Origin of the sequence: Streptomyces sp. NPDC007157 (assembly GCF_040634235.1) — a bacterium.
In the GTDB taxonomy this organism is placed as follows: domain Bacteria; phylum Actinomycetota; class Actinomycetes; order Streptomycetales; family Streptomycetaceae; genus Streptomyces.
Window position 1 is genome coordinate 1 of the sequence record NZ_JBEYFE010000015.1, and the last position, 14,615, is coordinate 14,615.

Annotated in this window: 12 protein-coding genes; 8 read left to right on the forward strand and 4 right to left on the reverse strand. The window is 70.5% G+C overall.

Annotated elements, in window-relative coordinates; translation table 11 throughout:
• The coding region (locus ABZ642_RS25875) for a vitamin B12-dependent ribonucleotide reductase (RefSeq protein ID WP_360488616.1) at window positions 1–2,165 on the forward strand (2,165 nt) is incomplete at its 5' end.
• A gap of 75 nt (window positions 2,166–2,240) precedes the next feature.
• Here ABZ642_RS25875 and ABZ642_RS25880 read toward each other — a convergent pair.
• Window positions 2,241–2,774, reverse strand: coding sequence for a TerD family protein (locus ABZ642_RS25880; RefSeq protein WP_360488619.1), 534 nt, complete (start codon window positions 2,772–2,774; stop codon window positions 2,241–2,243).
• A 151-nt stretch (window positions 2,775–2,925) separates the two neighbouring features.
• On the opposite strand from ABZ642_RS25880, the gene ABZ642_RS25885 reads away from it, so the two are divergent.
• The 3 genes from ABZ642_RS25885 (at window position 2,926) to ABZ642_RS25895 (ending at window position 5,229) form a co-directional block, all read left to right on the forward strand.
• A complete protein-coding gene (locus ABZ642_RS25885; protein WP_360488622.1) occupies window positions 2,926–3,531 on the forward strand; it encodes a YdbC family protein in 606 nt (201 codons plus the stop codon).
• Window positions 3,532–3,617: 86 nt separating this feature from the next.
• Window positions 3,618–4,277, forward strand: coding sequence for a histidine phosphatase family protein (locus ABZ642_RS25890; protein ID WP_360488625.1), 660 nt, complete (start codon window positions 3,618–3,620; stop codon window positions 4,275–4,277).
• A gap of 10 nt (window positions 4,278–4,287) precedes the next feature.
• Window positions 4,288–5,229, forward strand: a complete 942-nt coding sequence (locus ABZ642_RS25895; RefSeq protein ID WP_360488628.1) for an ADP-ribosylglycohydrolase family protein — start codon at window positions 4,288–4,290, stop codon at window positions 5,227–5,229.
• Window positions 5,230–5,608: 379 nt separating this feature from the next.
• Here the strand turns inward: ABZ642_RS25895 and ABZ642_RS25900 are convergent, their stop codons facing one another.
• On the reverse strand, window positions 5,609–7,156 hold the full coding sequence (locus ABZ642_RS25900; protein ID WP_360488631.1) for an MFS transporter: 1,548 nt from the start codon (window positions 7,154–7,156) through the stop codon (window positions 5,609–5,611).
• 193 nt (window positions 7,157–7,349) lie between these two features.
• On the opposite strand from ABZ642_RS25900, the gene ABZ642_RS25905 reads away from it, so the two are divergent.
• The 3 genes from ABZ642_RS25905 to ABZ642_RS25915 all read left to right on the forward strand — a co-directional run bounded on the left by ABZ642_RS25905 (window position 7,350) and on the right by ABZ642_RS25915 (window position 9,452).
• Complete coding sequence (locus tag ABZ642_RS25905) at window positions 7,350–7,973, forward strand: TetR/AcrR family transcriptional regulator (protein ID WP_360488634.1); 624 nt, start codon at window positions 7,350–7,352, stop codon at window positions 7,971–7,973.
• Window positions 7,974–8,055: 82 nt separating this feature from the next.
• Entirely contained in the window at window positions 8,056–8,757 is a 702-nt protein-coding gene (locus ABZ642_RS25910) for a ribonuclease HII (RefSeq protein ID WP_360488637.1), read from the forward strand.
• Window positions 8,758–8,825: 68 nt separating this feature from the next.
• Window positions 8,826–9,452, forward strand: a complete 627-nt coding sequence (locus tag ABZ642_RS25915) for a hypothetical protein (protein WP_360488639.1) — start codon at window positions 8,826–8,828, stop codon at window positions 9,450–9,452.
• Between the two features lie 303 nt (window positions 9,453–9,755).
• Here ABZ642_RS25915 and ABZ642_RS25920 read toward each other — a convergent pair whose 3' ends face one another.
• Together ABZ642_RS25920 and ABZ642_RS25925 are read right to left on the reverse strand one after the other, a co-directional pair.
• Window positions 9,756–10,376: a hypothetical protein gene (locus tag ABZ642_RS25920; RefSeq protein ID WP_360488642.1), complete on the reverse strand. Its 621-nt coding sequence runs from the start codon at window positions 10,374–10,376 to the stop codon at window positions 9,756–9,758.
• 286 nt (window positions 10,377–10,662) lie between these two features.
• Entirely contained in the window at window positions 10,663–12,828 is a 2,166-nt protein-coding gene (locus ABZ642_RS25925; protein WP_360488645.1) for a RecQ family ATP-dependent DNA helicase, read from the reverse strand.
• Window positions 12,829–12,957: 129 nt separating this feature from the next.
• On the opposite strand from ABZ642_RS25925, the gene ABZ642_RS25930 reads away from it, so the two are divergent.
• Window positions 12,958–14,451 carry a DUF4192 domain-containing protein gene (locus tag ABZ642_RS25930; protein ID WP_360488648.1) on the forward strand — a complete coding sequence of 498 codons (1,494 nt, stop codon included), beginning with the start codon at window positions 12,958–12,960 and terminating at the stop codon, window positions 14,449–14,451.
• The last annotated feature ends 164 nt before the right edge of the window (window positions 14,452–14,615 follow it).

The window sequence follows — 14,615 nt, forward strand, 5'->3', positions numbered from 1 at the left end:
ACCACCCCGACATCGAGGACTTCATCCAGACCAAGGTCAAGGAAGAGGAGAAGATCCGCGCCCTGCGTGACGCGGGCTTCGACATGGACCTGGGCGGCGACGACATCACGTCCGTCCAGTACCAGAACGCCAACAACTCCGTCCGCGTGAACGACGAGTTCATGAAGGCGGTCGAGCAGGGCGGACAGTTCGGCCTGCGCGCCCGGATGACCGGCGAGGTCATCGAGGAGGTCCAGGCCAAGGACCTGTTCCGCAAGATGGCCGAGGCCGCCTGGGCCTGCGCCGACCCGGGCATCCAGTACGACGACACGATCAACCACTGGCACACCTGCCCGGAGTCCGGCCGGATCAACGGCTCGAACCCCTGCAGCGAGTACATGCACCTGGACAACACGTCCTGCAACCTCGCCTCGCTGAACCTGATGAAGTTCCTTAAGGACGACGGCCTGGGCCACCAGTCCTTCGAGGTCGAGCGCTTCGCGAAGGTCGTCGAGCTGGTCATCACCGCGATGGACATCTCCATCTGCTTCGCGGACTTCCCGACCCAGAAGATCGGCGAGAACACCCGCGCGTTCCGCCAGCTCGGCATCGGCTACGCCAACCTCGGCGCCCTGCTGATGGCGACCGGCCACGCCTACGACTCCGACGGCGGCCGTGCGCTGGCCGGTGCCATCACCTCGCTGATGACCGGCACGGCGTACAAGCGCTCCGCCGAGCTGGCCGCGGTCGTCGGCCCGTACGACGGCTACGCCCGCAACGCCGACGCCCACAAGCGCGTCATGCAGCAGCACGCCGACGCCAACACCGTCGCCGTCCGCACGGACGACCTGGACACCCCGGTGTGGGCCGCCGCCACGGAGGCCTGGCAGGACGTGGTCCGCCTCGGTGAGAGGAACGGTTTCCGTAACTCCCAGGCGTCCGTCCTCGCCCCCACCGGCACCATCGGTCTCGCGATGTCCTGCGACACCACCGGTGTCGAGCCCGACCTGGCGCTCGTGAAGTTCAAGAAGCTGGTCGGCGGCGGCTCGATGCAGATCGTCAACGGCACGGTCCCGCAGGCCTTGCGCCGCCTGGGCTACCAGGAGGAGCAGATCGAGGCGATCGTCGCCCACATCGCCGAGAACGGCAATGTGATCGACGCCCCCGGCCTCAAGCACGAGCACTACGAGGTCTTCGACTGCGCCATGGGCGAGCGCTCCATCTCCCCGATGGGCCACGTCCGCATGATGGCCGCGATCCAGCCCTGGATCTCCGGCGCCATCTCCAAGACGGTCAACATGCCGGAGACGGCGACCGTCGAGGAGGTCGAGGAGATCTACTACGAGGCCTGGAAGCTCGGCGTCAAGGCGCTCGCGATCTACCGCGACAACTGCAAGGTCGGCCAGCCGCTCTCCGCCAAGACCAAGGAGAAGGAGAAGGCCGAGGTCACCGAGAAGGCCGAGGCGACCATCCGCGAGACGGTCGAGAAGGTCATCGAGTACCGCCCGGTCCGCAAGCGCCTCCCGAAGGGTCGTCCCGGCATCACCACGTCCTTCACCGTCGGTGGCGCCGAGGGCTACATGACGGCCAACTCCTACCCGGACGACGGCCTGGGCGAGGTCTTCCTGAAGATGTCCAAGCAGGGTTCGACCCTCGCGGGCATGATGGACGCCTTCTCCATCGCGGTCTCCGTCGGCCTCCAGTACGGCGTGCCGCTGGAGACCTACGTCTCGAAGTTCACGAACATGCGCTTCGAGCCGGCCGGCATGACGGACGACCCGGACGTGCGGATGGCGCAGTCGATCGTCGACTACATCTTCCGCCGCCTGGCGCTGGACTTCCTGCCGTTCGAGACGCGCTCCGCGCTCGGTATCCACTCCGCACCGGAGCGCCAGCGTCACCTGGAGACCGGTTCGTACGAGCCGTCCGATGACGAGGTCGACGTCGAGGGGCTGGCCCAGTCGGCGCCGCGCGCCCAGGAGCTGAAGGCCGTCGCCTCCCCGAAGGCCGAGGCCGTGGTGGCCAAGCCCGCCCCGAAGCAGGCCCACACCAGCGCCGAGCTGGTGGAGATGCAGCTGGGCATCCAGGCCGACGCCCCGCTCTGCTTCTCCTGCGGTACGAAGATGCAGCGGGCCGGTTCCTGCTACATCTGCGAGGGCTGCGGCTCGACCAGCGGCTGCAGCTGACGAGGTGACATGAAGTGAGGTAAGGGGCGTCGGCCATGGCCGACGCCCCTTACCGTTGCTCCCGGTCGCTCGCCGTCACGGCCGGCCGAGGCCACCCATGGCACGGGTGAAGAGCACGGGGTCGTCCTCGAAGCCGTGCAGGCCGGGCCGGAAACTCCAGTCGCCGGACCCGTCGCGCACGAACTCCGCGACCGCCGCCGCCGTCGCCCCGAGGACCGAGCCGAAGTCGTCCTCGGCCAGCACGTTGTACCCCTCCCGGACGCGTACCTCCGGGTTCAGGACGTTCACGAACGTCCGGTGCGCGGACCGCTGTTGGATGACGACCCCGACCACCACGCGCGTGTACCGGCCGTCGAGCCGGTCGAGTTCGAGCTTCATCACCTCGTCCCAGCCGAAGCCCTTGCCGTCCTGGCTGTCGCGGTTGAGGAAGATCGTGCCGTCGGGCGAGCGGCTGTCGAAGTGCACCAGATAGGCCGCGGTCCCGTACGGGTCGCTCGCCGTGTAGGTACCGGCGATGATGTCGAGATCGGTGGGCGGCTGCCCGGCCGGGCTGGGATCCCACTTCAGCGCGACCTCGACCTTGCTGATCGCCTTGCTGAAACCGCTCATCACGCGTCCCCTTCCCCCCTGAGGTCCACTGCCCCAACTGATGGGCTGCCAGGGCTCTTTCTCCATCGTGCCACGCGCGCGGGGGCGCATGCGCGGGTGATCTCCGCCGGAGCGTGACCGACGCCACGTCCCATGGCCTTACGATGGCGCGGTGCTGGTCAAGTGGATTCGCTGCACCGTGGTGGACCGCCGCGGGTTCGAGCGGGGGCAGCGGAAATGGGCGGGGCTTCTGGGGGAGCCGGGATTTCGCGGACAGGGCGGGGGCTGGAGTCGACAGCGAGCCGGGGTGGCGCACACCTTCGCCTTCTGGGAGAGCCGTGCCTTCTACGACTCCTTCATGGCGCGCTCGCACGACCGTCTGGCCGCGTCCCAGTCCGGCACGTACAAGGACCAGCAGGTCAAGTTGTTCGAGTACCGGTTCGATGTGAAGACCGGATTCGAACCGCGGTTCACGGACTCCGACCTGGTCCGGGTGGCCCTCTGCCGGGTGCACGAGGAGCGCGTCGAGCACTTCACGCTGATGCAGGAGAAGGTCTGGAACCCGGCGATGGCCGGCTCACCCGGCATGATCCGCGGCATGTTCGCGGAGGCCCCGGCGCACGAGTTCATGATCCTCTCGATGTGGCGGTCGGCCGCGGAACACGGCAAGTACCGCGCCGAGCGGGTGGAGCGTCTGGCGCTGCGCGCCCAGACGGAGACCGACATCGCGGCCCTCACGGGCGACATCGTGGAGCTCGAACCGAGCTGGATCGTTTGAATCTCCAACCCTTGATTTGTGTGACCTACGCTGTATAGAGCCCATCCGAGTGCTCGACTTTCCGCCACTCGATCTAGGGTTTTGGCATGGCACGACCACGGCGCATCGTCCTTGTCCGGCACGGCGAGTCAACCGGCAATGTCGACGACTCCGTGTACGAGCGGGAACCCGACCACGCACTGGCCCTGACCGAGCGGGGCTGGCGGCAGGCCGAGGAGACCGGAAAACGCATCCGGGAGATCTTCGGCCAGGAGCCTGTCAGCGTGTACGTCTCCCCGTACCGCCGAACGCATGAGACCCTCCGAGCCTTCCATCTCGATCCGGACCTCATACGCGTACGCGAGGAGCCCCGGCTGCGTGAGCAGGACTGGGGGAACTGGCAGGACCGTGACGATGTACGGCTGCAGAAGACGTACCGCGACGCGTACGGGCACTTCTTCTTCCGCTTCCCCCAGGGCGAGTCCGGTGCCGACGTGTACGACCGGGTCGGCGGCTTCCTGGAGAGCCTGTTCCGCAGCTTCGAGGCGCCGGACCATCCGCCCAACGTCCTCCTGGTGACCCACGGCCTGGCGATGCGGCTGTTCTGCATGCGCTGGTTCCACTGGACGGTCGCGGACTTCGAGTCGCTGTCCAACCCCGGGAACGCCGAGATGCGGATGCTCGTTCTCGGGGACGACGGCAAGTACACGCTCGACCGGCCTTTCGACCGCTGGCGGGACCCGGAGTCCCACTGGATGAGCGGCTAGGCTGGCCGAGATGACCGCTTCCTCCGACACTCCGAACGCCGGGCGCCTGGACCGCGCCCTGGCCAGCCTGCGCGGACTCGCCACCGGCGACGCGCTGGGCTCACAGTTCTTCGTTCCGGTGAACTACCCGCTGCTGCAGCGGCGCGAGACGCCGTCGGGCCCCTGGCAGTGGACCGACGACACGGAGATGGCCTGTTCCGTCGTCGCCGTCCTCGCCGCTCACCACCGCATCGATCAGGACGCGCTGGCCCACTCCTTCGCCGCGCACCACGACTTCGACCGGGGCTACGGCCCCGCCGTCAACCGACTGCTCCGGCTCGTCAGGGAGGGCGGCGACTGGCGTGAACTGGCTGCCGCACTCTTCAACGGGCGAGGCTCGTGGGGCAACGGCGCGGCGATGCGGATCGCGCCGCTGGGCGCCTGGTACGCGGACGATCCGGAGCAGGCCACCCACCAGGCCGAGATCTCGGCCTACCCCACGCACCAGCACCGCGAAGCGGTGGTCGGGGCCATGGCGGTCGCCGCGGCAGCGGCACTGGCGGCGGCGCCCGGCGGCCCGCCGAGTCCCGAGGCGCTCCTCGACGGGGTCGTCGCACTCGTCCCCAGGAGCGCCGTCGGCCAGGGCCTACGGCGCGCCCGCGACATGCTCGACTACGACGACGAGGGCACCGTGGCGGCCGTCCTGGGCTGCGGACGGCGTACGAGCGCCCATGACACCGTCCCCTTCGCCCTCTGGTCGGCGGCACGCGCCCTCGGCGACTACGAGACGGCGTTCTGGGCGACCGCCCAGGCGGGCGGCGATGTGGACACCACCTGCGCCATCGTCGGCGGCGTGCTCGCGGGCGGCACGGCGGGAACGCCCCCGGCCGCCTGGACGGAGCGGACGGAGGCGCTGCCGGAGTGGGTGCCGACGGGGGCGCGGACCGCGGTCGGCGGAAGACCGACGGTGTAGGAAGGCCGTGGTCGGCGGAAGGCCTCAGGGGTAGGAAGGCCGTGGTCGGCGGGTGGCTGCCGACTTAGGAAGGTTGCTGGCCCCGATGCCCGGGGGATTCCGTTACCCCGGACACGATCAGGACTCTGCGTGCCCGATGGGAACTCTCTGTGACCGCCGGGCGTTTTCCCGGCATCCGATCCACGCTCCGTCCGAGTGCGGACGGGGGAGAGGGCAGCGGAGTCGCGGGGGGACGGTGTTGGCGGTGTGGATCGGAGTCTCTGTTCCGGTGGTGTTCGCGGCGCTGTCGGCCGTGGTGCGGATGGCCGGACCGCCGCCTCTGCCGTCTGTCCCCTGGCGGCGGTCCGGCCATCCGCGGCTTCGCGCGGACCCGATGGGGTCAGCCCAGCCCGGGGCCGGCCGTACCCGCGAGGGCTTCGAGGTCGCTCTTGCGGACCTTGATCACCAGCCAGGCGGTGAGCAGGCCGAGCGCGGCCATGACGGCGGCGGGGACGAACGCGGTCGAGATCCCGTGCGCAAGCACCTCGTGTCCCCAGGGCGCCGGCAGCTGGTGGGACTTGGCGAACTCCGCCTTCTGCTCCGGCGAGCCGTCGGTGAGGAACTTCGGCAACTGCTTCTTCGCCTCGTCCTTGCTGGCCGAGCCGAACACCGTGGTCAGGATCGACAGGCCCAGCGAACCGCCCACCTGCTGCATGGCGTTCAGCAGGCCGGAGGCCGCTCCGGCCTCGTGCTGGGCGACCCCGGAGACCGCGGTGACGGTCGCGGTCACGAAGTTCAGGCCCATGCCGAAGCCGAAGATGAGCATGGGCCCGAGAACCCCGCCGAGATACGAGCTGTCGGGCTTGATGAACGTCTGCCAGGTCAGGCCGACGAGCACGAGGGCGGAGCCGGTCATCATGAACGGCTTCGGGCCGAGGGCGGGCAGGAACCGCTGCGAGAGCCCGGCGCCGACGGCGATCGCCACCGTCACGGGCAGGAAGGCCAGACCGGCCCGGATCGGGCTGTAGCCCAGCACGTTCTGCACGAACAGCACGATGTAGAAGAACATGCCGAACATCGCCGCGGCCAGGCTCAGCATGATCACGTAAGTGCCGGAGCGGTTGCGGTCGGCGAACATCCGCAGCGGGGTGATGGGCTCCTTCGCCCGCCTCTCGATGAAGACGAAGGCCAGCAGAAGCACCACCGCGGCACCGAAGGAGCCGAGGGCCAGAGCGTCGTGCCAGCCCTCCTCCGCAGCCCGGATGAAGCCGTACACCAGGGAGACCATGCCCAGCGTGGAGGTCAGCGCACCCGCGATGTCGAACCGTCCGGGATGCCGTTCGGACTCGTTGATGTACTGCGGGGTGAGGGCGACGATCAGCAGTCCGATCGGCACATTGACGAAGAACACCCAGCGCCAGTCGAGCCAGTCGGTGAGCATGCCGCCGGCCAACAGGCCGATGGCACCGCCGCCCGCGGAAACGGCGGCGAACACACCGAACGCCCGGTTGCGCTCGGGGCCTTCCGGGAAGGTGGTGGTGATCAGCGCCAGCGAGGTCGGCGACGCGATCGCGCCACCCATGCCCTGGAGGGCGCGGGCGGCCAGCAGCTGCCAGGGTTCCTGGGCGAGACCGCCGAGGAGCGAGGCGAAGGTGAACAGCAGGATGCCGGTCATGAACACCCGGCGCCGGCCGAGGATGTCACCGGCTCGCGCGCCGAGCAGGAGCAGACCCCCGAAGGTGAGCGTGTAGGCGCTGACCACCCAGGTGAGGTCCGTGGTGCTGAACTGGAGAGCGTCTTGAATGTGCGGGAGCGCGATGTTCACAATCGTCGCGTCAAGTACGACCATGAGCTGGCAGGCGGCAATCACGGCGAGCGCGATGCCGGGGCGGCCCTGCCTGCGGGCCGCACCGGGTTTCTGTTCGGGTATCAGCTGAGAGGTTGTCACTATGGGTCCCCCACGAAGGTGTTAGTGAACGCCCGCGTTCACTGTCGCGTCAACGGTAGTGAGTCCTCGGTAGAGAACGCAAGCGTTCACTTAACTGCGCGTCGCGTGCCGCGTCCCCCTTTGTCGTCGCGCGCCGCGCCTCATCCCCCCGCTCCGCAATCCCCGCTTCCCCTCGCTCGCTGGAGAAACTCAGATGGTTACCTCGCCCTGGACTGCCGCTCCTCCTCAGGCGGCCTCCCCTCGTCGGCGCGGTGCGGTCCTCGAACGCGCGATCCTGGACGCCGCCTTGGAACAGCTCAGCACGGTCGGCTGGAACGGCCTCACCATGGAGGGTGTCGCCGCCGGCGCGCAGACCGGAAAGGCCGCGGTGTACCGGCGCTGGTCCTCGAAGGAGGAACTGGTCGCCGACGCCTTGCAGGCTGGTCTGCCGCGTTTGGAGGAGGCTCCTGACCTCGGAAGTGTGCGCGAAGACCTGCTGGCCCTGTGCCGGCAGGCCCGGGACGCGATGTTCTCGCGCCCCGGCTTCGCATTGCGGTCGGTGATTCACGAATGCGATCCGACGCAGGTCGAGCGGTTCCATGGCGTGATCTTCGACGGCGTCGTGGGGCCGACCACCAGGCTGATCGGTGACATCGTGGCCCGCGGCATAGAGCGGGGGGAGGTACGCGCCGATGCGGCCAACGACTATGTGCTCGATGCCATTCCGGCCATGATGATGTACCGCAACAAGATTTCTGGAAGCGAATGGAACGACCAGGAGGTCGAGCGGATGATCGACCAGTACATGCTTCCGCTGCTGCTGTCGCGCGGCGTCTGACCCACCGCTCCGGCGGCCCGCGGTCCGGTCGGGGAAGCCGGGGTGTCGCTCGGGGATCGGCGCGGCGTACCCTAAGGGCGCCATGCCGTACGAACCACCTACTCACACCGTCGAGCGCTCCCTCCGCGCCACGACCGGAGCGAAGGTCATTGCCGGTGTCGACGAAGTGGGGCGCGGTGCCTGGGCCGGGCCCGTCACCGTCTGTGCCGCGGTCACCGGTCTTCGCCGACCGCCCGAGGGCCTCACCGACTCCAAGCTGCTGACCGTCAAGCGCCGTACGGAACTTGCCGAGGTGCTGCGGACATGGGTCACGGCCTACGCCCTGGGCCATGCCTCGCCGGAGGAGATCGACAGTCTCGGGATGACGGCCGCGCTGCGGCTGGCCGCCGTCCGCGCCCTGGAGGCCCTCCCGGTCCGTCCCGACGCGGTCATCCTCGACGGGAAGCACAACTACCTCGGTACCCCGTGGCAGGTGCGCACGGTCATCAAGGGTGACCGATCGTGCGTGGCCGTCGCGGCGGCCTCGGTGATCGCCAAAGTTCAGCGCGACAAAATGATGGCCGAACTGGGTATCGACCATGCAGACTTCGGATTTGCGGACAACGCCGGGTATCCGTCGCCCGTGCACAAGGCCGCACTGGAGGAGCGGGGCCCCACCCCGTACCACCGGTTGTCGTGGGCGTATCTTGATGCGCTGCCCCAGTGGCAGCACCTCAAGAAGGTCCGCACCTGGGCGGAGGGAAGCGTTCCGGAGATCGAGGGTCAGCTCGGCTTCGACTTCTGACCTTCCAGTCGCACTGTTGTGCCACCCAGTTCACGTGACCTGCACCAACGTTTGATAGAGATCAGCTCATGCCTCTCATTCCCGAGGAGCCTCAGATTCACGAGAGTGCCCAGGGTCCCCGCGCCACCCCGGCCAGTGGCCGTACCGCGCCGACCCCTCGTCCCGTACCCGGCCCCCGCCCCGCGGCTCCGTCGCGTCCCGGTCGTCCCGGCCCTCTGCGGCCCACGCCGCCGGTACAGCGCGCGCCGCGTGACATGGCCAAGCCAGGCCCGTCCGGCCCGGCCGTGCCCGCCGCGGCAGCGGCGGCCCCGCAGATCCAGCTGATCCCGGCATCGGTCGAGGGCGCTCTCGACTCCGCCGAGGAGGCGGTGGACCTGCTTCTCGACTCGGGCCGTGCCCCCGGTGACGTGCTGGTGATCACCACCGGCGCGCAGCATCCGTGGGCCGACCACGAGCTGACCTTCGGCGAAGCCTCCTACTGGGCGCAGCACGACGCGGGCGACGACGTCTTCTACACGGACGCCGCCGTCGCCTCCCGTGCCGCGACCCGCCCCGTGGTCGTCGTCGCCGTCAACGGCGGTTCCGACGCCGTCGCCGCCACCGCCCTGCCGCTGGCCCTCTCCCGGGCCGGTGCGCTGCTGATCGTCTGCGGCGACCCGCAGCGGATCAACTCGGTGCTGGGCGCCGGCGTCTGAGCCACCTCCGGCGCCTCTGGGACTCCGGAGGTACCGAAGGAGTCGTGGCGACGGACTCGCACGGTGATGCCTTCGGCATGCCCGGACACCGGGCGAGGGACACCGGCCGTCGGGCGCGGCCGTTCGACGGACGGAAGATCCGGAGCGCGGGTACCCGCCGGATCTGTCGAGTGACCGGATCAGGGCACGTACGCCACGGCCCGGAGTTGGGTGAGCGACCCCGCTGAGCACGCCGTACGGCATGTTTCAGGGTGCCGTGCCCGGGGTGGGTGCTCGGCCGGTGCCCCCGCGCGGGGGCCGGCTTCAGCGGGCGGCCGCGCGGCGCAGTACCTCGGAGGCGGCGCCTCCGGTGCGCGGTGGCAGAGGCGCGGACTCGGACAGGGCGAAGGGTTCGGGAGGCGAGTCGGCGTTCGGGCGCCGTCCGCCGCGACCCTCACCGAGTACCTGCCAGCCGTCGTGCGTCAGCGTGATGTACGACCCGCAGCGCAGCCCGTGCAGGGTGCAGGCGTCCCGCAGCCCCCACATCCAGGCACCGTCCTCCTCTGTCCAACGCGCGTCCCCCTCGCGGCAGTAGAGCAGTACGGCGGTCCGCACCGGGGTGCGGCGGCGCAGGTCGTGCGGGATGACCCGGCGCAACTGGGCCAGCAGCACGTTGCGGAACATCCAGCCGTCGGCCTCCGCCGAGCGCCGGGTGAACGAGGCGCTGGCGCACAGCCGTTCCTCCGGGTCCAGGACGGCCACGATCGCCGTCGCCGGCTTGGGACGGTGCCGGGCGTGCAGCCCGCTGACCACCTCGCGCGGGTTGCGGAGCAGCGGTATGCCGGCGTCGGCCCACTCCGCGGGCTCGAGCAGGCGGCTGGCGGAAGCGGCGGACGCGGACGTCGACAACGATGCTGGCGAGGACGGAGCGAATCCGAAGGTCACGTTCCTCCCTTCGGCTACGCGCCCACACAGCGGGCGAGATCGGATTCGGGGGAGCGCGCACCGCAGTAAGGCCCAACCGGATCACGGACGAGCCGTGCGGGGAGCGGACTTCAATTCTTCCTGTCGAACTTGATTGCGGCAACGAGCAAATGGGGCCACCGACTGTTATCTGGTGGTGCGTGACTTATATCCCTACCCAGCGGAGGCGCCCGAGGACCCCGGGACGTTCGAGTACGACACGTGCGCACACCACACCCGGTGCCGTATTCGAACGGAACCGGGTCGATCAACCCTGTACGGCCAGGACCAGCGGCAACACCCCGCGTGCCCCGGACCGCCGCAACATGCGCGCCGCGACCGCCAGCGTCCAGCCGGTCTCGGTGAAGTCGTCCACCAGCAGCACCGGACCCTGGGCCGCGGCGAGCGCGGCGGACAGGGCGGGCGGCACGGTCAGCGCGCCGTCGAGGGTCTTCAGACGCTGGGCACTGTTGCTGCGCGAGACGTGTGCAGCCTCTCCCGCGTACTCCACGGAACCCAGCAGAGGCAGTCTGCCGATCTCCGCGATGCGGGCGCCCAGGGAGTCGATCAGCCGGGGCCGGGAGCGCGAGGCGACGGTGACGACACCCACCGGGCGCGGCTGCGCGTCGGCCGCCCCGGGGGCCCACCCGCCGGGGCCCTTCGCCCAGTCGGCCAGTACGTCCACCACCGCGCGGGCGACGTCGTCCGGCACGGCCGTGTCCGGGGCTTGGGGCGCGAGCAGCGGCCGTAGCCGGTTGCCCCAACCGATGTCCGACAGTCGCCCCAGGGCCCGCCCCGCCGCGGCCTGTTCACCGGCCGGAATGCGTCCCTTGAGATCGATGCCGATGGCCGGCAGGCCGGTCGGCCACATCCTCCGGGGCTCCACCTCGACGCCCGCGCGGCCGAGGTCGACCCGTGCGGCGTCCAGTGCGGCCGTGGAGGTGTCCACCGTGAACCGCGGCTGCGCGCAGTTGTCGCAGCGGCCGCAGGGCTTCGCGCCCTCGTCGTCGAGCTGGCGCTGCAGGAACTCCATCCGGCAGTCCGTGGTGGCCGCGTACTCGCGCATCGCCTGCTGCTCGGCCGCGCGCTGCCGTGCCACCCAGTCGTACCGCTCCGCGTCGTACGTCCATTGCTGCCCGGTCGCGATCCAGCCGCCCTTGACCCGCTTGACCGCGCCATCCACGTCGAGGACCTTCAGCATGGTCTCCAGCCGGGAGCGGCGCAGTTCCACCAGCGGCTCCAGCGCGGGCAGCGACATGGGACCGCCGGCCCGGGAGAGGACGTCCAGGGTACGGCGCACCAGATCCTCCGAGGGGAAGGCGAGCGAGGCGAAGTAGTCCCAGATCGCCTCGTCCTCCCTGCCCGGCAGCAGCAGTACCTCGGCGTGCTCGACACCGCGCCCCGCGCGGCCCACCTGCTGGTAGTAGGCGATGGGGGAGGAGGGCGAGCCCAGGTGCACCACGAACCCGAGGTCGGGCTTGTCGAAGCCCATGCCGAGGGCCGAGGTGGCGATCAGTGCCTTGACCCGGTTGCCGATCAGGTCGTCCTCGGCCTGCTGCCGGTCGGCGTTCTCCGTCTTCCCCGTGTACGACGCCACGGTGTGCCCGCGCTGCCGCAGGAACGCGGTGACCTCCTCGGCGGCGGCCACGGTGAGTGTGTAGACGATGCCGGAGCCCGGTAGCTCGTCCAGGTGGTCCGCGAGCCACGCCATCCGGTGCGCGGCGTCCGGCAGCCGCAGCACACCCAGGCTCAGGCTCTCCCGGTCCAGCGGACCGCGCAGCACCAGTGCGTCCGAGCCGCCACCGGTGCCCAGTTGCTCGGCCACATCGGCGGTCACGCGCGCGTTGGCCGTGGCGGTGGTCGCCAGCACCGGCACACCCGGCGGCAGTTCGGCGAGCATGGTGCGCAGCCGCCGGTAGTCCGGCCGGAAGTCATGGCCCCAGTCGGAGATGCAGTGGGCCTCGTCCACCACGAGCAGCCCGGTCGCCGCGGCGAGCTTGGGCAGAACCTCGTCGCGGAAGTCGGGGTTGTTGAGGCGCTCCGGGGACACCAGGAGGACGTCGACCTCGCCGGCCGCGATCTCCGCCTGGATCGCCTCCCAGTCCTCGGTGTTGGAGGAGTTGATGGTGCGGGCGTGGATACCGGCCCGGGCCGCCGCGCCCACCTGGTTGCGCATGAGCGCGAGCAACGGGGAGACGATGACCGTCGGGCCGCTGCCCGCGGACCGCAGCAGCGAGGTCGCCACGAAGTACACCGCGGACTTGCCCCAGCCGGTGCGCTGGACGACCAGGGCCCGGCGCCGGTCGGCGACCAGCGCCTCGATCGCCCGCCACTGGTCCTCGCGTAGCCGGGCCGTACCGGTGTCGTCGCCGACGAGACGGGCGAGGACGGCGTTCGCCCGCGTCCGGAGTTCCGCGTTGCTCGTGTGCTCCATGCGTCCCATACAACAGGACGGGACCGACAACCGGGCGGGCTGCGGACGAGCGATACGGCTTTGACGTGTCCCTGATTCGACTTGTCCACAGGGAAACCGGAATTCCGAGATCCGCGAGATCGTCGGCGCATGACGAATCACAGCGAAACCACCGGACCCTCTGAAAACGGCGACGTCACGGGAGGTGTGCAGCCCCTCGGTCATTCCGCCCACGACACCCAGATCACGCTGCGTACCCCGGCCGAACTGGCGGACGCGCTGCCCTACCTGCTCGGGTACCGCCCCGAGGACAGCATGGTGCTGGTGGCCCTGCACGACCGGGGCGGCCGTGGCCGGTTCGGCGGGCGGGCCCGACTCGGCATCCCCACGAACAAGGACGACTGGGAATCGGCCGCACGCCAGCTGGCCCAGGGCCTGACGACGGGCAGCGAACGCCGTGGAAACCGCCCCGAGCAGATGGTCGCCTACGTCTGCCAGGAACCGTCGCCCGGCGAAACGGGCCGGGACGTCATGCACCGGCTCGCCCCGCTGGCCCAACTGCTGCGCACCGAGTGCGGCCGCCTCGACGTGCCGGTTATCGAGGCGCTGTGCGTCTCGGAGGGCCGTTTCTGGTCGTACTGCTGCCCGGCGGACGAGTGCTGTCCTCCGGACGGCGCCCCCATGGGCCTGCCCGGCACCTCCGTGCTCGCGGCCGCCGCCACCTACGCCGGGATCCAGGTCCGCGGCACTCTGCGCGAGCTGCGGGCCAGGCTGCAGCCCTGGGAGTCCGGCGCCGCGCTGGAACAGGAGGGTGCCCTGGACCGCGCCGGAATGGCCCTGGTGCCTCGCATCCTCCACGATGCCTCCCGCGCGGACGTGGCCGAGGAGACGCTCGCCCTCGCCGAGCAGCTCATGAGCCGGTACGCCGCAGCCGTCCCGGTGTCCGGCGTCCACCAGGCAGACCTCCGCGACGACGCTCTGCTCGCGCACGCCGAGGCCGCGCTGCTGATCCTCGGACTGCAGGACCGCACCACCCGCGACCGGGCGGCCGCCTGGATGGAGGGCGACGAGGCCGGACCCGCCCTGCGTCTGTGGCGAGCCCTCGCCCGCCGCTGCGTCGGACCCTACGGCGAACACGCCGCCGCTCCCCTGACACTGGCCGGCTGGGTTGCCTGGTCGACCGGCGACGACTTGGAGGCGCGGGAGGCCCTGGCGATGGCCCTGGGCGCGGACCCCGAGTACCTGTTCGCCCGCCTCCTGCACCAGGCCTGCAACGAAGGCCTGGACCCGGAGTCGATCCGCCGCTGCCTGCGCACCGAAGACGCGGGGCGCGAGCCGGGCGGCAGCACGGAGGCTGTCGGCGACACGGCTCCGGCCGACCCGGGCACCGACCACGAGCCGACGGCCGTCTCCGGGACCCGACGTCGCCGCCGTGCGCGCACCGAAGACAGTCCCGACCCGCGGCGGCCACGGCCGGAGGGCACTCGTCCGCAACCGACGGGCGCAGGCCGCACCCGCCCCGGGTCGTCCAGGCCGGGCGACGGCACGCGCACCCGCGCGGCGGAGAGGACCGACACCCGAGGCGGCCGGGCCGCCCGGGAGGACTCAGGAACCCGGAAGGGCCGTGGCGAGGGGGACGAATGAACGGAGGTCGGCCAGAGACGGCATACGGACGGGGGTGGGCCGGTGCTGTCCGCCGCTGGACCCGGATCCTCATCGGACCGGAGCGGTTCCGCGCCTGCCCGCCCGTCGGTCGAGGCCGTGTCGGCCTGTCGGCCCTGGGCGCCCGGAAGCACGGGCCGACCGGC